The organism is Alteromonas sp. G4i13 (assembly GCF_054960505.1).
Window position 1 is genome coordinate 1 of record NZ_JBHNYX010000050.1, and the last position, 21,018, is coordinate 21,018.

General features: G+C 39.9%; 20 protein-coding genes. 15 read left to right on the forward strand and 5 right to left on the reverse strand.

Features of this window, described 5'->3' with window-relative positions:
• Window positions 1-196, reverse strand: a 196-nt coding sequence (locus tag ACFI6J_RS18480) for a hypothetical protein (RefSeq protein WP_462586326.1), incomplete at its 3' end; no start/stop codon positions are given.
• Between ACFI6J_RS18480 and ACFI6J_RS18485 the strand changes: the two genes are divergently transcribed.
• The 9 genes from ACFI6J_RS18485 (at window position 173) to ACFI6J_RS18525 (ending at window position 10,329) form a co-directional block, all read left to right on the forward strand.
• Entirely contained in the window at window positions 173-1,462 is a 1,290-nt protein-coding gene (locus ACFI6J_RS18485) for a tyrosine-type recombinase/integrase (protein WP_012516826.1), read from the forward strand. The two genes, ACFI6J_RS18480 and ACFI6J_RS18485, sit on opposite strands and share 24 nt — an antisense overlap.
• A 143-nt stretch (window positions 1,463-1,605) precedes the next feature.
• Entirely contained in the window at window positions 1,606-1,992 is a 387-nt protein-coding gene (locus tag ACFI6J_RS18490; protein WP_020742709.1) for a BlaI/MecI/CopY family transcriptional regulator, read from the forward strand.
• An 8-nt stretch (window positions 1,993-2,000) separates the two neighbouring features.
• Window positions 2,001-2,945, forward strand: a complete 945-nt coding sequence (locus ACFI6J_RS18495; protein ID WP_012516824.1) for a M56 family metallopeptidase — start codon at window positions 2,001-2,003, stop codon at window positions 2,943-2,945.
• An 87-nt stretch (window positions 2,946-3,032) separates the two neighbouring features.
• Window positions 3,033-4,322: a TolC family protein gene (locus ACFI6J_RS18500; protein ID WP_020742708.1), complete on the forward strand. Its 1,290-nt coding sequence runs from the start codon at window positions 3,033-3,035 to the stop codon at window positions 4,320-4,322.
• Complete coding sequence (locus tag ACFI6J_RS18505; RefSeq protein ID WP_012516822.1) at window positions 4,319-5,557, forward strand: efflux RND transporter periplasmic adaptor subunit; 1,239 nt, start codon at window positions 4,319-4,321, stop codon at window positions 5,555-5,557. Before ACFI6J_RS18500 ends, ACFI6J_RS18505 begins: the two co-directional genes overlap by 4 nt.
• A 12-nt stretch (window positions 5,558-5,569) precedes the next feature.
• Window positions 5,570-8,716 carry an efflux RND transporter permease subunit gene (locus ACFI6J_RS18510; RefSeq protein ID WP_020742707.1) on the forward strand — a complete coding sequence of 1,049 codons (3,147 nt, stop codon included), beginning with the start codon at window positions 5,570-5,572 and terminating at the stop codon, window positions 8,714-8,716.
• Window positions 8,717-8,720: 4 nt separating this feature from the next.
• Window positions 8,721-9,419, forward strand: a complete 699-nt coding sequence (locus ACFI6J_RS18515; RefSeq protein WP_020742706.1) for a HupE/UreJ family protein — start codon at window positions 8,721-8,723, stop codon at window positions 9,417-9,419.
• 20 nt (window positions 9,420-9,439) lie between these two features.
• The gene (locus tag ACFI6J_RS18520) at window positions 9,440-9,952 is read left to right on the forward strand and encodes a hypothetical protein (RefSeq protein ID WP_012516819.1); all 513 of its coding nucleotides are present in this window, start codon (window positions 9,440-9,442) and stop codon (window positions 9,950-9,952) included.
• A 17-nt stretch (window positions 9,953-9,969) separates the two neighbouring features.
• A complete protein-coding gene (locus ACFI6J_RS18525) occupies window positions 9,970-10,329 on the forward strand; it encodes a DUF6488 family protein (RefSeq protein WP_020742705.1) in 360 nt (119 codons plus the stop codon).
• 726 nt (window positions 10,330-11,055) lie between these two features.
• Here the strand turns inward: ACFI6J_RS18525 and ACFI6J_RS18530 are convergent.
• Both ACFI6J_RS18530 and ACFI6J_RS18535 read right to left on the reverse strand, forming a co-directional pair.
• Entirely contained in the window at window positions 11,056-12,495 is a 1,440-nt protein-coding gene (locus ACFI6J_RS18530; RefSeq protein ID WP_020742704.1) for a sensor histidine kinase, read from the reverse strand.
• Window positions 12,479-13,168, reverse strand: a complete 690-nt coding sequence (locus ACFI6J_RS18535; RefSeq protein ID WP_041702971.1) for a response regulator transcription factor — start codon at window positions 13,166-13,168, stop codon at window positions 12,479-12,481. The genes ACFI6J_RS18530 and ACFI6J_RS18535 overlap by 17 nt, the downstream gene beginning before the upstream one ends.
• 196 nt (window positions 13,169-13,364) lie before the next feature.
• Here ACFI6J_RS18535 and ACFI6J_RS18540 point away from each other — a divergent pair, with 196 nt between their 5' ends.
• The 6 genes from ACFI6J_RS18540 (at window position 13,365) to ACFI6J_RS18565 (ending at window position 19,356) form a co-directional block, all read left to right on the forward strand.
• Window positions 13,365-13,658: an LNS2 domain-containing protein gene (locus ACFI6J_RS18540; RefSeq protein ID WP_043961311.1), complete on the forward strand. Its 294-nt coding sequence runs from the start codon at window positions 13,365-13,367 to the stop codon at window positions 13,656-13,658.
• A gap of 404 nt (window positions 13,659-14,062) precedes the next feature.
• Window positions 14,063-14,797 carry a glycosyltransferase family 2 protein gene (locus ACFI6J_RS18545; RefSeq protein ID WP_015066033.1) on the forward strand — a complete coding sequence of 245 codons (735 nt, stop codon included), beginning with the start codon at window positions 14,063-14,065 and terminating at the stop codon, window positions 14,795-14,797.
• A complete protein-coding gene (locus ACFI6J_RS18550; RefSeq protein WP_015066032.1) occupies window positions 14,798-15,514 on the forward strand; it encodes a TVP38/TMEM64 family protein in 717 nt (238 codons plus the stop codon).
• Entirely contained in the window at window positions 15,489-17,231 is a 1,743-nt protein-coding gene (locus tag ACFI6J_RS18555; RefSeq protein ID WP_156085794.1) for an ArnT family glycosyltransferase, read from the forward strand. Before ACFI6J_RS18550 ends, ACFI6J_RS18555 begins: the two co-directional genes overlap by 26 nt.
• Window positions 17,232-17,353: 122 nt before the next feature.
• Window positions 17,354-18,961 carry a phosphoethanolamine transferase gene (locus ACFI6J_RS18560; protein WP_020742701.1) on the forward strand — a complete coding sequence of 536 codons (1,608 nt, stop codon included), beginning with the start codon at window positions 17,354-17,356 and terminating at the stop codon, window positions 18,959-18,961.
• A complete protein-coding gene (locus ACFI6J_RS18565; RefSeq protein ID WP_015066029.1) occupies window positions 18,949-19,356 on the forward strand; it encodes a diacylglycerol kinase in 408 nt (135 codons plus the stop codon). The genes ACFI6J_RS18560 and ACFI6J_RS18565 overlap by 13 nt, the downstream gene beginning before the upstream one ends.
• A gap of 216 nt (window positions 19,357-19,572) precedes the next feature.
• Here ACFI6J_RS18565 and ACFI6J_RS18570 read toward each other — a convergent pair whose 3' ends face one another.
• Both ACFI6J_RS18570 and ACFI6J_RS18575 read right to left on the reverse strand, forming a co-directional pair.
• The gene (locus tag ACFI6J_RS18570; protein ID WP_014978032.1) at window positions 19,573-19,815 is read right to left on the reverse strand and encodes a DUF3955 domain-containing protein; all 243 of its coding nucleotides are present in this window, start codon (window positions 19,813-19,815) and stop codon (window positions 19,573-19,575) included.
• A gap of 283 nt (window positions 19,816-20,098) precedes the next feature.
• Window positions 20,099-20,977: a cation diffusion facilitator family transporter gene (locus ACFI6J_RS18575; RefSeq protein ID WP_012516887.1), complete on the reverse strand. Its 879-nt coding sequence runs from the start codon at window positions 20,975-20,977 to the stop codon at window positions 20,099-20,101.
• Between the last annotated feature and the right edge of the window lie 41 nt (window positions 20,978-21,018).

The following is a 21,018-nucleotide window of genomic DNA, read 5'->3' on the forward strand; positions in this document are numbered from 1 at the left end:
GCCCCGCATTTTCATGCAGGGCTTTCTGAATAATGGTGCCTCGACCCGGGATCGAACCAGGGACACGCGGATTTTCAATGCAAATCACCACTTTAACCCTTTGAAAATAAGCAACTTTTAATTTCTTTGCAAATTCTTTGCAAAAAGAACTCTTTTCTGTTTTACTGGCGCTATGGCAAAACAGACTGAAAGACACGACATAAACGATGAGCTGTATATCTTTAAACAAGATAACAGTGAACGCTGGTACGCGCGATTTATACTAACCAACCACAAAAAATGGCTCTGTAAATCAACTAAGAAGAAAGATAAAGACGAAGCTATCGCCATGGCACATCGAATCTTCTTAGACCACCAAATTAGACACGAAAATAACACACTAGTCCAAAGTAAGCGATTCAAAGACGTAGCTGACCGCGTCATCGAAAAGCTTGAAGAGCAACTAGAACACGGGGGCGGTAAACGCACCTATAAAGACTATATTCGAGCTTTAGAAAACTACCACATACCTTACTTTTCACGGACATTTATTACTTCAATTGACCAAGAAGAAATATCTAAATTTGATGAGTGGCGTAAAGGGCGGATGAAGAAGTCTCCAGCCTCCTCTACATTATTAACTCACAATGCTGCTCTTCAGCTCGTTTTTAAAGAAGCTATTGAGCAAAAATGGATGATCGCCGCTCAAGTACCTGTTCTTTCATCTAAAGGTGAAGCAGGCAAACGCCGCTCTGCATTTTCGGAAGAGGAATACGAAGCTGTATTGGACGCAATACTAGAAAGAGAATTTAATGCCCATAGTGAAAAAACTCGTCAGATCTGTGAGTTACTTTATGATTATTGTGAAATAACAATAAATACTGGTATTAGACACGGAACGGAAATGGACGCCTTAACGTGGAAGGACATCGAAATAAAAACGCAAGGGTCTAAAGCTCAATTCTTCATTCACATCACCAAAGGTAAAACAACAAAATATACAGGCCCTCGTAAAGTAGTTTGTAAACGTGATGTGATTGGTGCTTTAACTAGACTCAGAGAACGTTTTCCACTGCGTACACCTAACCAAAAACTATTTTTGCTAGCAAATGGTGAACCCACAAAGCAATTAGGTAAGGCATTTGAGAAAGCTCTCCAAAGTTCGGGATTAAAAGAGTCACCCAGAGGACCGCGAACGCTATACTCTCTTCGACATACCTACATTACGTGGCAGCTTCTCAACGGAACCAGCATGGACGTAATTGCGCGCCAATGTGGAACCAGTACAGCAATGATCGAGCAGCACTATAGTCACGTAAAGCCGGAAATGTTTGCCGATGCTTTGTCTGGAGTAACATTTGACAAAGAAGAGCCCAAAGCATTGTCTAAGAAAACATTGAACAGACGTGCAAAGACCGCAGAGCGCGACGAAAAACGCTTTAAAGAATGGGCTGAGGAGTTGAGAAAGCGTGGGTGTATTTAGTGCAAAATATAGTGAGATAATATTATTAATAAGTTCCGCCTAACGATGAAGTGAAAAAAACTGAGATAAAAACCGATTGCCGGTCGGTACTCTCTATGTATAATACCTATCGTTAATCGGTTTTTTAAAAGGGTGCGGCGAATATGAATCTTGGTGAACTTGAAAAGCTAGTTCTACATTATTTATGGAAGCACAAAGATGTTGATGTAAAGCAAGTTTATTCGCATTTCATAAATGTGAGGGGAGGAAGCTTAAATACCTACCAGAGTACACTTGATCGCCTTTTCAAAAAGGGACTTCTAGCCAGAAAAAAAGAGGGGCATGCATATATCTATAACACAAAAGTCGAGAGATACGAGTTGATCGGACAGCTTATAAAGTCAGTTGCTAGTGACTTTATTGCTGGCGACGATAGCAGCCTTATCGCAGCTTTTTCTTCCATCTCAAGTGAATTTAGTGTCGACCAACTAACTAAACTAGAGCAACTTATAGAAGAGCAAAAAAAGCTCAAGTCAGTGAACAAGGATTAAGTAAAATAATGACAATATTCTTCAACCTGCTAGCAATTTTTACTATTGCATTCGCAATAACTAATTTGGTTGTGTCTATTGGCGTATCTTTACTAGGACAAAAGTTAACATCTGTTCAGTTAAAACCAAGGAAAGCTCTGCTTTGGTTTTGTGTTTCAATGCCATGGATAATGAGCATTTTAGTCTGTCTTTACTTACTTGATATATATGTCTACTCAAGCATATTTGAAACTAAACAATATGCTCATTGGCATCATATATCAGATTTCAACTGGTTTAGTTGGCATGCAGTTACAATAATACTCCTGCTCTCTTACATGATGTTTGTATTGACTTCAAAGACGAGACAGCTATGGCTTCATAGACAGGAGGTGAGCTTGCTAACTTGCCTCTCAAAAAACTTAAGCCGGGGGGTATATGAAGTTGAGATACCTAAATTTGCAGCGTTTACCTCTGGAATACGGAGCAAGAAATGCTTCATAACTACAGGGCTTTTGAATGAGGTTACTCCCGAAGAACTTGATGTCATTTTAAAGCACGAAAGAGCGCATGTTGTAAATAATGATCCCCTGAAAAAGTGGCTTTTTAGTATTTTGGTCTCATTTTATTTTGCACCAGTAGCAAGATTACTAACTCTACAGATGGTGTTGGCTATGGAACAAGATGCAGACAATGCTGTATTAGAAGAAGGAATTGACCGGATATTCGTTGCAAGCACTTTAATTAAAGTTGCAAAGCTTAATGCGCAAGAGGACATACTTAAATCAAGCGCTTTAGTTGTAAATTTCGGAGCAGATGTCCTTGAGCAACGCATCTATTTCCTCTTGGGTAGGTTGCAGTTGTCACCTATCAATAAGACTGTAGCGTTCTCTTTTGCCATTGCATTATTTTTTCTATGTATGACTTCTTTAGACGGTGTTCATCATCTTATTGAAACGGTGTTTAGCCATTAAAATTTATTCTAAAAACCGATCGGTGAACGGTTTTTATTTTCAAACTTAGTCGAAGGCTTTTAAAAAGCTTTCATAAGGATTTTATTTATGTTTTTTGGAAAAAAATTAAGCAAAAAACCGATCATCAATCGGTATTTTGTGAGTGGTATGCTTATAAGCATGTCCATCAGTGGGATGTCTGTTGGTGTTAATGCACAAGAAATACTCACATTGAATGATGCAATTAGTCTATCCCTGCAACAACATCCTGAATTACATGTATTCACACATAAATCAGAGGCTGCAAAAGCTCTTATTACTCAAGCTGAGGTTGGCACGCCTAAAGTAGTTAATGCGCAACTCGAGGATTTCTTGGGCTCTGGTAACAACTCAGGGGTATCTGGATTGCAAGCAACATTGAGCATTTCATGGTTACTTGAAAATGACATTATCGAGTCTAGGGTCAATCTAGCTTCATCGAAAGCTGACGCAACTACAATTGATCAAGAGGTTAAAGCCGTTGATATCGCAGCAAATACAGCACGATTGTATATAACCTTATTGGCTCAAAAAGAGAACTTAAAGTTGGCGAAGATTGCAGAAGACCAAGCGAAAGATCTCTTGGACAATGTAGAAGGTCGTGTAAAAGCAGCAAAAGCTAACGCTATCGATGAACTCCGCGCTCGCGCTTCGCTATCTTTGTACGAGCTAGAAGTAGAAGATCTTGTTCATGAGATTGCAGCAACAAAATCTGCATTAGCGGCGCAGTGGAAGGGTACTACAAACTTTTCAGTAACTGGAACGCTTACAAATATTCCTTCAATTTCTGAGTTAGATGAAGTTTTGAAAAGATTGAAGGAAAACCCGAAAATCCAACGCTACATACTACAGCAACAAGAAATTGAATCTGAAATTGATTTGGCAGTAGTAGAGGAGTCACCCGCTTGGGAAGTGTCGACAGGCATTAGACGAAACGAAGTAATTGACGACTTTGCATTTGTAGCTGGGATATCAATACCTATTGGAGGCGAAGGTCGTAATAAAGGATTAATCACGTCTTTGCGTGCAAAGCAGAGCCAAAGTGCTGCTGAATCTGATGCCTTACTTCAAAGTATTTCCACTGATGCTCTGTTGTTGACTCACAAATTAAAGCACAGCCTCCATGTAATCCAAAAATTATCAAACAGTTCCATTCCGATGTTAGAGCAAGCAAATGAGCAAGCTAGTCGAGCATACAACATCGGAAGTTACTCATATACGGACCTCTTTGCGGTCCAGAAAGAACTGTTAAATGCGCAGAAGAGCCTAATCGATGCCTATACCAACATTCAACTATTTAACATTGAATTAGAGAGATTAACGGGTACTTCGGTATCCAAGAATGAGAGAGCACTATGAAACTTCGCAAATTATTTACCTTAATAGCATTTGCCCATATTGGCATTAGCTTATCCGCAATCAGTAACCTAGCTGTTGCTGAGTCAGCTAAAGAAATTACTCAAGAAGAAGTAGAGAAAGGCCCTAATAATGGTCGAGTATTGAGACAGGGTGACCTTGCTATCGAGCTGGCGATTTATGAAACCGACACCCCTCCCGAATTTCGTGTATACGCTAGTTATGCAGGACAGCGAATATCAGCTGAAGACATTGAAGTGAACGTAAAACTCACGCGTTTGGGAGATGGCATCGATGACATAGATTTTTATGTTGAGGGCAATTATCTGCGCGGTGACATGGTTATCTATGAACCTCACTCTTTTTTAGTTTCACTTACTGCCAATTACCAAGGCAAAACATACGAATGGTCTTACGATAACTATGAAGGAAGGACAAAAATAGATGATTCACTAGCAAAGGCTATGGACATTAAAACCGATTTCGTATCGAGTAAAAAACTTAACGCGCGGTTGAAAGTATATGGCCAGTTAGTTTTACCCCCCAATGCAGTGAGGAATATATCTGCGCGTTATCCAGGCGAAATAACTTCTGTTGATGTCATTTTAGGTCAAGCAGTAAAGAAAGGGCAGACTCTTTTCACTATCCAATCAAGCGAAAGCTTGCAAAGTTATCAAGTTAAATCGCCGATTGATGGCCTAATTACATTTCAGGATATTGGGGTAGGCGAACAATCGGGAGACAAGAAACTAGTCGCTATTACTGATACCTCGCAATTAATAGCAGAGCTGAACGTATATCCAGAAGACCAAAACAAGAAATTGTTAGATGCTCCCGTCGATATACAAGTTCCGGGTCACGATAAGACGATAAGCACTAAAATTTTTGACAGCCTTTATGCCGTTAACGGCTCGCAAGCAAAAGTCTATCGCGCCATTGTAAATAATAATGACGGCTTTTACTCACCAGGACAGTTTATAACAGCCCAAATTCTCTTTGACTCATTCACCGTTGAAAGAGCTGTGAAAGAGGAATCCCTTCAGGCTTTTAGAGATTTCACGGTGGTCTATGGAAAGTTTGGTGATCAATACGAAGTTCGGATGCTTGAGCTCGGCCGAAAAGCAGAGGGATGGGTTGAAGTACTAAACGGCATTCCCTCTGGAACAGAATATGTCACTCTCAACAGCTACATAATAAAGGCTGATATTGAGAAGTCGGGCGCGTCTCACGACCACTAAGGAACTCCTTGAATGTTAGATGCTATTTTAAAATTTTCAATCGAGAGAAGTAAGCTAATTCTCGTTTTTGTTTTCGCGGTAGCGATGCTTGGCCTTTGGAACTTCCAAAAGCTGCCAATTGATGCTGTACCAGACATTACCAATGTGCAGGTTGTAATAAATACAGAGGCACTTGGGTATACCCCACTGGAGGTAGAGCAACGTATCACGTTTCCTCTTGAAACCGCATTGTCAGGAGTTCCAAACCTGTCTTATACGCGTTCTGTATCTCGCTATGGATTATCACAAGTAGTTGCGATCTTTAATGATGACACTGATATCTATTTTGCTAGGCAATTAGTCAATGAACGTATTAACGCTGCAAAATCTGAACTTCCCTCAGGACTGGAGCCTGAGTTGGGGCCAATTTCTACGGGACTTGGTGAAATATTCATGTTCACGGTTGACGCTAAGGAAGGGACAACCAATGAAGATGGTCGTCCAATTTCCCCGACAGACTTAAGAACAGTTCATGATTGGGTAATTCGTCCACAATTGATGCAAGTAGAAGGCGTTGTTGAAGTCAACCCAATTGGAGGATTTGAGCGCGAGATCCTTATTGCACTGAACCCCGATAAATTATTGTTATTCGGTTTAACTCAGCAAGATGTCATAAATGCAGTAGGAAAGCATAATTCAAATAAAGGTGCAGGTTTTATTGAGAAAAATGGTGCTCAATGGTTAATTCGACTGCCTGGACAAGTGGAAACGCTTAAACAAATTTCTGAGATTCCTTTGCCTACAGACCTTGGCAAGATTGTTCGAGTAAAAGACGTCGCGGAAGTAAAAGAAGGTAAGGAGCTAAGATCTGGGGCTGCAACACAGAATGGTCGAGAGGTCGTGCTGAGTACAGTCTTTATGTTGATAGGCGAGAACAGCCAAAAGGTCGCGAGAGGTGTTGGTGAACGAATAAAAGAAATTAGCGCGTCACTTCCCGAAGGAATAGTCGTAAACGCTGTCTACGATCGAACAAAACTAGTCAATACAACATTAGATACGGTCGAAATGAACCTTACTGAAGGGGCTATTTTGGTCATTGTTGTTCTGTTCTTACTATTAGGCAACATAAGAGCCGCATTTTTGACAGCTTTAGTTATTCCTTTCGCCATGCTTATGACTGTAACGGGAATGATTCAAACACGAACAACAGCGAATCTGATGAGCTTAGGTGCACTCGATTTTGGATTGTTAGTCGACGGGGCTATCATTATCGTTGAGAATTGTTTGAGGAGACTTTCTCATGCCACTCAAAAAGGCGAGCTTAACGCCAAACAACGTTTATCCTTAGTTTACGATGCGACACGAGAGGTCATTCGACCTGCTTTATTCGGGGTTTTCATAATAACCGCAGTCTACTTACCTATATTTGCGCTATCAGGTGTTGAGGGAAAGATGTTTCACCCAATGGCAATAACGGTAGTAATAGCTCTTGTTAGCGCGATGGTACTTTCAATTACATTTATCCCTGCTGCTATTGCGCTAACTTTCAAAGGCAAGGTAACTGAGAAAGAAAACATCATTATCAATACCTCAGTATCACTTTATAGGCCTGCTCTGAAGGTTATTTTAAAGGCGAGATGGCTGGTCATTATAGTTGCATTCTCATTAGTTGTGCTGGCTTCATTTATGGGGATGCGGCTCGGCAGTGAGTTTGTGCCAAACCTTGATGAGGGCGACATCGCGATGCATGCGCTGAGAATTCCTGGTACTTCACTATCGCAATCTATTGCGATGCAGAAAGTACTTGAAGAGAGAATAAAAGCGTTACCCGAAGTAGAGCGCGTATTTGCAAAAATAGGTACCGCGAATGTAGCTACAGATGCAGTTCCTCCTAGCGTTGCTGATAATTTTATAATTATTAAGCCTAGAAGCGAATGGCCTAACCCTAATAAGACTAAAGAACAGCTAGTTGCTGAATTAGAAGAACTAGTTACACCTGTGCCAGGCAATAGGTATGAATTTCTCCAACCAATACAGATGCGATTTAATGAGTTGCTTGCTGGAGTTAGAGCAGAGCTTGCAATAAAAGTATTTGGTGATGATTTTGATACTTTGGCTGAACTCGGGAAAGAAATCGAAACGGCAATTCAGGATGTTGAAGGTATACGTGATGTGCAGGTAGAGCAAACTAAAGGTCTTCCAGTACTCACTTTTCTACCGCACAGAGAAAAGCTCGCATTATACGGGCTTAGCCTTGAAGACTTTCAAACACAAGTAGCTGTGTCTATGGGGGGGCAAGTCGCAGGAAAATTTTACGAAGGCGATAAACGTTTCGATATTGTAGCGCGTCTTCCTGAGGAAAAGCGCCAAGATGTAAATTCGCTGTCTAATTTGCCTATCTCCTTACCAAATGGTGAGCATATACCTCTAAAAGAGCTTGCTGATATGGAAGTTATTTTAGGAGCTAATCAAGTCAACCGCGAAAACGGAAAGCGCAGAGTCGTTGTTACTGCCAACGTGCGTGGTCGAGATTTAGGTAGCTTTGTTCAAGATATACAGGCAGCGATTAAATCTAAAGTTAAATTACCTGCCAGTTACTGGATTGAATATGGTGGTACTTATCAAAAGCTACAGTCTGCGTCTGAGCGTTTAAGCATTGTGGTGCCAGTCACACTTGTTCTTATTGTTTTACTTTTATTCTTAGCACTAGGTTCGATAAAAGACTCGCTCATTATTTTTTCAGGGGTTCCATTAGCACTTACAGGGGGGATCTTTGCTCTGTACCTTCGAGGCATCCCTTTTTCAATATCTGCGGCAGTCGGCTTTATAGCGTTATCTGGTATAGCAATTCTGAACGGATTAGTGCTTGTTTCGTTTATTCGAGATTTAATTTCGAGGAACCAATTGCTCGAAAGTGCAATTATCGAAGGAGCAGTAACGAGGTTAAGACCTGTTATCACTACAGCTCTCGTAGCTTCGCTAGGTTTTATTCCAATGGCATTAAACACAGGAATCGGCTCTGAAGTTCAAAGACCATTGGCAACCGTTGTAATAGGAGGTGTAATTTCTTCAACAATCTTAACGCTTTTCGTCTTACCCGCACTATTTCGAATTTTACATTCGAACGACAAGTCTGAAGAGCACATTTCTGGGAATTCATTAATGAAAAGCGAAGGGTAAATAAATGTTAGGTAAATTAAAGCTAACGCATTTGGTGTACCTTCTTCTATCTCTGTGTGCAATGGCTTCGTTTGAAGCCTTTGCACACGGTGTAGACGACAGTACACGTAACTTCTTAGAAAACAACACTGGTATCCAGATAATTCCTTTTCTGTATATCGGAGCTAAACATATGGTTACGGGTTATGACCATTTGCTGTTTCTAGTGGGAGTGCTGTTTTTTCTGAGAAATAGTAAAGACGTCTTGCTCTACGTAAGTATGTTCACGATAGGTCACAGTTTAACTCTAATGACTGGAGTCCTAGCTAATATCCAGGTTAATGCATACCTGATTGATGCAATTATCGGTTTATCAGTGGTTTATAAAGGGTTTGATAACCTCGGAGGATTCACCCACTTCTTTGGTAAACAACCCGACCCTAAGAAAGCTGTACTTATTTTTGGCTTGTTTCATGGCTTCGGATTAGCAACAAAGATCCAAGAGTTTCACTTACCTGAAGATGGGCTAGCGCTAAATCTGCTCTCCTTTAATATTGGAGTAGAAATTGGTCAGTTTATGGCTCTTATTTTTATTCTTCTGTTAATTAATTTTTGGCGTCAATTCGAGAGTTTCGACCGTTTTTCTGCGGCAACGAACACAGTCTTGATGAGTGGTGGTTTTATGTTAGTTGGCATGCAACTAACAGGGTATTTTGTTAGCTAAATCTTATGAGAAATATATTTATGGAATCTAATCAAACAAATCGAGCACTGATAAAAGCGACTGTAATTGCATTGTCAGTAGCAGTAGTGACTCTAGTGTTATTTATTTTACCTGCTGAGTATGACATTGACCCTACTGGTGTCGGAAAGAAGCTCGGTCTAACAGTATTTAATCAGGACGGAGAATCTCCATCTGCTAAGACAAGTACAGACGGTGACCAAGATACAGTGGTCGTTACTGTTCCAGCAGGTAAAGGTATCGAGTATAAGCTCAGCATGATGGAGAGCCAGCAGGTCACTTATGAATGGCAAACAAGTAATGGCGAGCTATATGTCGATCTTCATGGTGAACCAGATGGTGATAATACTGGCTATTTTAAGTCATACACTGTCGCTACTGTTGAAAGTATGAAAGGGAGTTTTGTTGTTCCTTTTAACGGGTCACATGGCTGGTATTGGAAAAACAACACAGACAAAGATATTGATGTTCAACTAATTTTCAGCGGTGAATACATCGTTGAAGGTTTAAAGTAAAAATGAGGAATCACAGAATGAAACACATAAAAGTATTAACAATTGCATCTGCGCTTTTAGCTTCTTCTAATGCTTTCGCACATGGAGGAGCGCATGGCGAGGTAAGTGTTATGGAGGTCATCCAAGCTGCCCAGACAACGGCTAAAACACTTACTTTTAAAAACAATGGAATGTCTGTAGGGAAGCTGGACACTTCATGGAATAAGGTCGCACAGGGAGATTTCGAATTAGTTGAAGCGACAGAGAGAGAATATATAGTTAAAGCGACAAACTCTGAGAACGGTGAAACTCTTTTCTTTAGCATTAGCAAAAAAGGGAAAGTCCTCAATGTTGAAAAGGCAACCTCATTTGACAAAGGTCATGGCCATTCTCATTAACTTCGATTAATGAGAATTTAAGTTTCGAACAAGAGATTTTCAGAATCATAAAGTCAGCCCCAACCGTGCTTTTGGTTCTGAAACGCTTGCTTAGCCATACCCTCAATCTTCTTGGACAAAGAAGTAAAAAGCAATCTCTTGTTCGCTTTTTTTGTATCTAAGGATAGGTATTAAAGAAGGTGTAGATTTACGAGTAAAATTAAACTATTTGAATAGTTGGTAAGCATTACTTTAAAAAGTTAAATCAGACTGATACGCAAGCTGTTAGAGTAACGTAACGCTTGATATCAATCGACTAGATTATATTAGACAAATTTTCGTTTGAACTTTTTGCTTCTTATACGCTAATGGAAATACGTACACGCCTTCAAATAAAAGATATTGAAAAATCTATTATTAGATAATAGTAACGTTAATCTATATTAAGATAACCTATTGTCAGCAAGTGTTTTTCAACAGTTTCTTGGTAGAACTCTGCAAAAAAATCGTAAAGTCATTTTATCGTTGTACGCCCAATGAGTTGAATGGAAGCATTGACTTGTTCCAGCAGCAATTATCCGTGACAAGGAACAGGTGGCCGAAAACTTTTTTGATCTCCACCACATACCAAATTCGAAAGCTAGGTTAAGTTTCATTACCCTATTTTTATTCTCTTGCTAAGTCGCAGTCTCTCTTTTCAGGAGTGTTATTAAGGCTAAGGTTACAGTAACTTAAGCCTGCCTAAGATTACGGACCAATAGTTTCATTTTTAAAAGTCAACAAAAACGATATGTCTTCTTCGGTGGTTTTGGTTACAGAAACTTCTGCACATACAGCGTCGCACAATGCATTTACTATAGAAAGACCTAGCCCAAAGTTATCTTCAGATGTTCTAGAAGCATCTTTTTGCCAAAGCGGTTCAAACATATGCTTTAGATCATCCTCATTAACCTCTGTCCCCACCTTATTTGTCACTCTGAGGTAAACATTACTAGAACTATTTACACCTAAGTTCACAAGTATTTCTGTATCAGTTTTTCCGTGTTCGATAGCGTTATCTATCAGATTACTTATTATCGATTCTACTCCAACGCGATTGCTCTTGACGCTTAACTGAAAATTGGAGCTAATCTCTACCTTAACATTTCTTGCTTCTTTGATCTGAATAAGTTGAGATACTAATTTGTGGATATCTATCTCATCAGTTAGCTCTAGGGTCTTAAAACTATATTTTTGGATTAACATAAGGCCAGAAATAATATTTTTCATTCTTGTGCCTATTTGCAAAACACGTGGCTTAAAATCTTTTTCTAATCTTATTTCTCCTGGAAACTTAATTGCTACTTCAGTCATATTTATTAATTCAGAGACTGGTGTTTTTAGCTCGTGTGCGATATCCGAAGTCAACCTCTTCTCACGCAGGTAAAGCGAATAATTATCTTCAAAAAAGTGATTCAAACTTTGGGTAATGGGTTCCAATTCCTCGACATTATTTTGAAAAGCTTCGTGTTTTTGTCTAGTGGTAAATCGTAGTCCTTTTATCTTGGCATTTAAGGCATCCAAGGGTGCCAGAGCATAAGCCACAGTGTTACGCACTGTAAATCGAACAACTAACGGCACGATAATTAATGCAAATAGAAAAGCACCATCGATAAACCACAACGTGAAATTTAACAATTCTGTAGATGTTGCGTACGCGATAACCATTGACGGGCGAGTATCGTTACCCTTGCCCATGACGCGATAAAATCCAGCTCTGTCTTCAGAATCAATCTGAGGTATATATCGAGTGTAAATTACCCGACCCGTACGGCCATCGGGCAGAGTAATATCCTGGAAAGAATATTCATCCAGGCCAATGCTGCTGAAAGGCAATTCATTGATGGTATAAAGCGCCAGAGTATCTGATTTTTCAAACGTTGAATCTTTGTACCAAAGTTGAAAATACTCGGGGGAAGATGTCCCTTCAAACTCAGGCAAATACTCACCTGCAAATTCGAATTCCACACCCTCGACATCTTCATTTACCAAGCTCTGAAGCACACCTACCTTTGCCTTCATAGCCTGGTTGAATTCTTGTTCGACCCAGGAATCAACGCCAATATCTGCTGCAAGTAAAACGGCAATGACTAACAGTGAAATAATAATAGAAAGTCTTCGTGTTAATGTTTTACGTATTGATTTCATTAGCTTCTATAACTCTGTAACCAAAACCACGTTTACTTGTAATGGGTAGAGACGCGCCGCTTTTTCTTACTTTTTTCCTTGCTGAGGAAAGGTGAGCTTCAATAGCATTTTTTGAGATATGGTCATAGCTTCCAGAAATAAATTCACTCAGCATTTCTGAGGTAACTATCTTGTGTCTATTGAGAAAAATACATTCAACAATTTTGTACTCATTCGGGGTCAGGTTGATAATGCCATTATTGTATGAAAGCGTTTTAAACTGGATATTGAGTGTCAAACTGTTGATAGTAACTTGGTCATTGAGACAATTTACCGCACCTCTCCTCATCAAGCTAAGTAGTCTAGCAGTCAATTCGTCAAACGAGAACGGCTTAGAAAGGTAGTCGTCAGCACCTGCCAATAGCCCCGCTACCTTGTCTTCAGACTCAGATCGCGCAGATAAGATGATAACCTTTGTTTCTAAATGTCTTTTTCGTAACGTTTTAAGAATAGTCATACCGTCCAACTCAGGTAGCATCATATCAAGGATGATTATTTCGTAGCTACCAAGCAACGCCATACTCAATCCCTCAGAGCCAGTGCCAGCAGTATCGACTGAATAGCCCAATTTTTCCAAGCCTAAGCTCAAACTGTTTCTCAATGATAAAGAGTCTTCTATCAGAAGTATTCTCATAATTTGAATGTCAATTTTAAAGTTATTTGAGTATACCTTCTCAACCTTAGGATTTGCTGAAGAAGCTATTGAAAAGGTGCTTATAGTTAACCTACGTATACGTGGTTCTTTTAGCATAAATCGATTGATTTACTTCAATAGCTCTTAAGTTTATCTCGATATTTTGTTCATATTAATAACAGTCTTGTGACTAACGATGAAGGCTTATTTTATATCAGCGCTGCTACTTTGTGGGTGCTCAATAACCTCTACAGAAATTTCTCCCCCCAATGGTAAAAGTGACAAAGCTGTCATTTTTGACATCGATGGAACATTGATCCCCTGTAACGCCTGCATTTTTTCTGAAAGAGAAAATGCGTCTGAACGTGTTCAAGCATACGCTGATAAAGGCTTCAAAATTATCTATCTGACTGCGCGAAATGTATACTTCCAGTTCAACATTCCACTTTTTTATCCCGTTACCATCTCCCAGATAGAGATATTCAGGTAGCTAATTCGATGGCTTAGCGAAAAAGCTTTTAAAACGTTTAAACTAAATATTCTAAAGCCTTACAAGGAGTCTGGCTGGAAACTTTTCGCTGCTTATGCCGATTCAAGCACTGACTTTGTGGCTTATTTGGCCGCAAGCGTTCCTCAGGACAAAATATTTGCAATAACATGACAAGGTGATTGTAAGTGCAAGCCAAGGCCGTGGCGAAAGTACTACGATAGCTGGTCGAAACACACTCCTATAGCGTTCCCTCCTTAACCAGCCTCTTTCTTCCTTCCTGAGCGATTAGAACATTATTACCTCAATTAAATGACTCTTCATAAGCGTATCTTAAGTTTCGTTTGTTAGAGTTTTCCTGTCGAAAATAGAATTTGCTTGATCTTGGGGCTTTGACAGAGGGCTACGTGCGAATTTCAGTTGTAATACCAGCAAAAAACGAAGAAGAAAATTTAAAACCCTTAATTGAGGAAATTTATAGAGCGTTAACAGGTGTAGCAAACTTCGAAGTCATCTATGTTGATGATGGAAGTACGGATAAGACATTTGAGAATTTGCTTTACCTGAAAGCGAGTGGCTTTGACAAAGTTAACGTACTACGGCATAAGCACTCGGTGGGACAAAGTACAGCTATTTGGACAGGGGTGAGCCATGCTGATGGAGAACTTGTAGTAACACTTGATGCGGATGGGCAGAATGATCCCTCTGATATACCAAACCTCCTGACTATGGCCTCTCAATTTCCGTTAGGGAGTCACTTTTGCATTGCTGGTCACCGTAAAAACAGAAAGGATACAGCTTGGAAAAGATTTCAGTCAAAACTAGCAAATTCTGTAAGAAGTAAACTTCTTAATGATGATACACCTGACACCGGATGTGGGTTAAAGGTCTTTCCAAAACAAACATTCCTCGATTTACCCTATTTTGATCATATGCATCGTTTTCTGCCAGCACTGATCCGGCGACAAGGTGGGATCATTAAAGTTGTTGAGGTGAATCACAGAGACAGGCAATTTGGAAAATCAAAATATAATATGTTAGGGCGGCTTGGGGTCGGACTAACTGATATGGCAGGAGTTTATTGGCTTCAGAAACGTAATAAACTTAATGATGTCATCTTAGAAAATGAAGAGAGTATCTAATTGAATTCCAGTCTCCTTCGTTTCTTCATTTTGGTACTTACCATTCTGTTTTTTAGTCATTTGATTCCGGTCTCTCCCTCATTTGACGCATTTAATCAGGAATGGATAGACAAGCATACCCGTAATAATGGAGTGACAGGGATAGCCAAATTTTTAGCCGTCTCAGTATTTTTACTTTCTATCGGACTTCCACGCCAGTTAGTCGCATTTATGGGGGGGTATGCCTTTGGATTTGCTGCAGGTATCATCTATTCAACATTAGCAGCTATCCTCAGCTGTGCAACAGTTATGGCAGTGTCCCGATCTTTCGCTAGACCGATTATTATTCAACACTTTGAAATGCGGGTGCGCAAGTTAGACCATTTTCTAGTTCGCTCTCCCTTTCTTAAGTCCGTTATCATTAGACTGTTGCCAGTAGGAAATAATCTACTCACAAACATTTTTGCTGGCGTTTCAAAGATTCCACGACGCTCTTTTATTCTTGGGTCTACTATTGGCTACATCCCTCAAATGGCGGTTTTTGCATTGATGGGTAAGGGTGTATTAGTCAACTCTGAACTTAAAATAATCATAAGCGCCCTATTATTCGGGATTTCCAGCTTGCTAAGCGCATATCTTTTTAAGGTTTATCGTCGTCAACATAATGACGATAAAACTCTTCGTTCACTCACAAAAAGCAGCAAATGTAGCAATGAATCAGACGAGCTTAGCCATTAAACATAAGAACAAGCACCCAAATTATACTTTCTGGCTTTTTGTACTGGCTAGCGTGTTGATATTTATCGGGATTGGGTTAAGAGATCCCTGGCCTGCTGACGAACCTCGTTTTGCACAAGTTGCAAAAGAAATGGTTGAAACAGGTCAGTGGTTCTTTCCAGCCAGAGCGGAAGAGTTTTATCCTGATAAACCACCTGTGTTTATGTGGTCTATCGCTTTTTTCTTTGCGCTATTCGGGTCAATTAAGATTGCCTTTCTGCTCCCATCTGCTTTATGCAGCCTACTCACACTTTTTTTGGTGTATGACATCTCAAAACGACTGTGGAGCACAAAAGAAGCGCTGATCGCAACGTCACTTCTTTTATTGAGTTTTCAATTTTTGCTTCAGGCCAAGTCTGCACAAATAGACGCAATGGTCTGCTGCTGGATAACAATAGGATGCTATGGTCTTCTGCGCTTTTTCTTAGTTGAAAGGCGATGGCGTTGGTATTACCTCGCCTTTTTCTTCATGGGAATTGGCGTCATCACAAAAGGGGTCGGATTTTTACCAGTCTTAATGCTGATACCATACTTGATACATCGACGCGTTTGGCCTCAGCGGGACATAGCTAAGAAGCAAACTAAAAACTCCGTATTACCGTGGATAATGGGTGCAGTGGTGATGTTACTGGCTATATCACTATGGTTTATACCTATGTTGATATTAGTCGAAAATAGCCACAACACATCACTTGCTCTATATAGAGATAACATTCTTTTTAGGCAAACGGTCACTCGATATGCTGATTCCTGGCATCACATAAAGCCATTCTGGTATTACCTCGTTGAGGTTATTCCATTATTTTGGCTGCCAATTAGCATCGCTCTTCCATGGCTCATCCCATTTTGGTATAGCGCAATTAAAAAAGGTGATGCCCGCATACTCTTACCGTTGGGTTGGATTGTACTTGTCCTGCTTTTCTTCAGCGTAAGTCCTGGCAAACGGGGGGTGTACATCTTACCCGCATTGCCGATGCTGGCACTGATCTCTGCGCCTTACTTTGATTCAGTTGTTAATAAAAAAGTATTCTCCTGGCTTTTGTGGGGTGTTGTATTTTTACTATCAGTAGGCTTATTGGGGTTTGGTTTTTCCGGCATAGTAGAAGCATCATTCGCCCTAAAATTAGAAGAAAAGTTCGGGCTTTCTCCGTGGATGTTTTTTTTAGTAACGGGGGGACTGACGTGTCTGGTTACGGTGATTACTTCTAGAGGGAAGCACTGGAAAGCCTGGCCTTATTTCTTGTGTACTCTTTGGGGCATGTACGCTACATGGGGTTACACTTTACTTGAAGATGTAAAAACCCCTAAAAGCGTATTTGGAAATATTGAAAAAGAAATTGGCAAACATGATGCAACTATTGCACTTGTTGATTTTTCTGAACAGTTTATTCTCTTCTCGCCTTATCCCATCGTCCACTTTGGCTATCATACCCCTACTGATGAGCAATTATCTGCCGCCTACCAGTGGATGGAGAAGACTGACAAGGGAAGATATATCCTCGTCGATGAAAAACACGTACGTAATGATTGTTTTAAAAAAGAAATGGCAACGTCTGTAGGATATGCACATCGCGTCCACTGGGTTCTATTATCGCACGAGGCATTAACCGAAAAATGTCCGCTTACGAGAACGACGACTGAGATCTTTAGTTATATCCCAGACAGGCCCGTTACGTGAGAAATACATATCTTCATAAAATGAAAAAATAGTGCGAAAATTTTCATTCCACAGTTTTCCTTAAGCGTCATTTAAGTTTTGACAGGTAACTTGTGTGCTAAGAAGTACACGAGAGCCTTATTGTGAAATTCCCAATAACACTAAACTTTAATCCTACATCAGCTCAGTTCATTTTAGTTTCTTCACTATTTATCGCAGCAATATTCAACGCACCATTTCTGTCTGCTGTTTATGAAGTTGTAGCCCCTGTAACATTGAATGAGTGGGTATTTTTTCTCTCTGTACCGCTCTTGCTAACCTTTTTTAATGTTATTTTTCTAAGTCTTTTTGGTGCCCTATTTTTGCCGCGCACCACCGTTGCAATTGCTTTCGTTGTAAGTTCTCTACTACTTTACGGCACCTTGGCCTATGGTGTCATTTTCGATAAGAGCATGATACAGAATGTAATGGAAACAAATTCTGGTGAAGCTTTTTCCTATCTAAATTCGACACTTGTTTTATTCTTCTCTATATTGGGATTAATCCCTGTATTTGCGATTTTTAACCTGGAATTAAATGGGAAGCTCAAGGCTCGAATCAAGCACCTTCTAGTGCTGAACTTATTAGCTTTATTGGGTATTGCAATTATAGCCACGTTCCTTTTTAAGAGCTATGCAGCTGTCGGCAGAAATAACAAAGACCTAACGAAGTATATTATTCCCTACGCCTTTTATGATTCAGGGTACAAGTACCTTCGGGACACTTACTTCTATCCGCCTTTACCCTACAAAGTATTAGACAAGCGTCCCTACATAAAAGGGAATGCTGATATACATCCGTCTACTACAGTGTTTGTGGTTGGCGAAACGGCCAGAGCTGACAAGTTTTCAAGCAACGGCTATTCGAGGCGTACTACGCCTAATATCCAGAACGCAGGTGCAATCAGTTTTAGCAAGGTGACATCTTGCGGCACTGCTACCGCAGTCTCTGTGCCATGTATGTTCTCAAGACTTTCACGAGAAAATTATGATTCGCGTATCGCAGACAGTCAGGACAATGTTTTAGACATCATTCATCGTGCAGGTGTTGACGTCACATGGATTGACAATAACAGTAGCTGTAAAGGAGTATGCAAGAGGGTAGAGACTATAGACTTCAACCCGTCAAGAGTTCCCAAGTTGTGCGATGGAGATTATTGTTATGATGAGGTACTTATTGACCTTTTAAGAGAAACTCTTTCAAGACCATCTAAAGAACATAGAGTTATAGTCTTACATATGATTGGCTCACACGGGCCTACCTATTACCGGAGATACCCAGAGAAATTTGCTAAGTTCGTGCCAGACTGTCCCAGAAGTGATATTCAAAATTGTGAAGAGGCAGAGCTGACAAATACGTACGATAATACTATTGCATACACAGACTACGTGCTAGGCCAGATTATTGAACAGCTTTCCACTATTCCTAATTCGTCGATGCTTTATCTATCGGATCATGGTGAGTCATTGGGAGAAAAAGGGCTTTATTTACACGGTTTCCCTTATAATTTAGCGCCTGTTGAGCAAACTCATGTACCAATGGTTTATTGGGCCTCCAAGTTTAGCCAACCTGAATACAGTGATTGCGTAAGGTCGTTGTCCAGTCATCCTTATTCGCATGACAACCTTTTTGACACATTACTTGGTCTTACTAATGTGCAAAGCAGCACCTACCAACCCACTCAGGATATTTTACGAAAATGCGAGTCATAGACGAAACCACATCAAAAATGCATTTCGACCCTAAAGCCAAACCAAAGGGCATGTTGCGTATTGTATTAGCAATGAAAAACTCAGTTCGAGCTATATCATGGCTTGTTAAAAACGAGTCAGCGTTCCGGCAAGAACTTATCTTACTTATCTTAGCGGCGGGAGTGCTTGCATTTTGGTCAATTCCTTATATGGAAAAGGCGATTTTACTTTCCTCCATACTCTTCGTTTTGTTCGCTGAAATTATAAATACTGCAATTGAAGTAACTATTGACCGTATTGGAAAAGAGATTCACCCACTGTCAGGCTTAGCTAAAGATTTAGGCTCAGCGGCTGTTTTAGTGACGATCGCAATTTCATCACTGTTGTGGTTAGCTACATTGTGTAGATATTTTTGATTTGAGACTGTTGACTCACCGATGAGGTACCGCACTGACATGGGTCCAACTATGCAAATTCATCAATGTGTATAAAAGAATAGAAAGCCAATAATTAGCGAGCTTTAATATAAGAAGTTAAAGTCTGATATAACTAAAAGGCAATACCCAACAACCTTTAGGTTCAGTTTTCAATTACTAGCCAGGAGTTGCATAGCAAATCGCAAAGCAAAATTGTCAGTTAGAAAAAGTTCTTCGCGTGCTTTTACTTTCGCTGATTTTTTTAAGTTTAATGAAAGTGAAAGCAAAAGTCAGCGATGCCATCAGCTCAAACAGCCAAAATATAGGAATGAAGCCAAACGATTCAACCAAAAAACCATTTTCATCTATACTCGAGCCTTTTATGTTATAAGCGATTAAACACAAAATACCACTAATAAAAAATAAGAAGCTCATCTTATAGTTACTTATAAATTTCATTAATGTCTCTATATTTTATTTTCAACATCTCGTAAGAGCACGAAGGAAACGTTGATGTCGAAGGTACGTGTTCAATCTTGCCTCTTACCACTTTAGTTACGCATTATTATCTATCACACTCTCCTTACAGTTTAACAAAAAATTTAATCATGAGGGGAACAAACTAAAAAGTTCCATGAAAATCTATAGTCATGATTGTAGACAATGTGTCACAAATAAAATTTTAGCTTAGTATTAAAACTTGAATTACTGTCGACTATCATTGTTAATGAGTAATGGAATTTCATCTCACCTCCTCATTAACTGCAGAATGCTCGTCAGTAAACTCTATTTCAACTGTGCTGTAACTGAAGTCAAACATGGCCAAGCTATCATAAATATCAAGCTTCAATAACTTGTATTCTTCAACTGTCTTTAAGGCACTGCCAACGCGTATAGTAATAACATTGTGTTCTCCGTCAAGTGACCAAATTTTTAAGTCATGGATATATTCAACTCTATCAACACTCCGGAGTTCATCTAACACTTGTTTGTATAAGTTTTTCTCTGGAACACCTTGCAAAAATAATTTTAAGGTTGCTAATAAGTTTCGAATTACATTAAACAATATAAAAAGCGTAAAGCCAATCGAAAGTAGGGGGTCTAAAATTGGCCAGTCGACAAATTGCATTACTATGGCAATAATTAATACAGCAACCCAGCCTAAAACGTCCTCCAATAAATGCCAGTTCAACACTCTCTCGTTTAGGGTATTTCCTCCCTGGAGTTTATACACAGCAAAGCCGTTTACAGCGACACCTAGAATCGCAAGTAATATCATGCCTTCTGTATTTGGAACGACCGGGTCTAATACTCGAGGAATGGCTTCTGATAATACCCAGATTGAGCCAAGGATAAGTACGGCTCCGTTAATAAATGCCCCTAACAGGCTGAGTCGCTTGTACCCATATGTGAAATTTTCATCGGCCTCTCTCTCTCCTAACCTATTGAGACACCAGGCGCTTCCAATAGAAACTGAATCGCCGAGATCATGAACAGCATCTGCCATTATAGCAGTGCTGTTCGTTAGCCAGCCGCCAATAAATTCAATAATTGTGAAGCTGAAATTTAATAGAAAAGCCCACCCAATTTTGTTTGAGCTATTTGAATGATTATGAGTCATAGAGGCTCCGGTGCGCCCGGAACATACCGGGCGTAAAATTT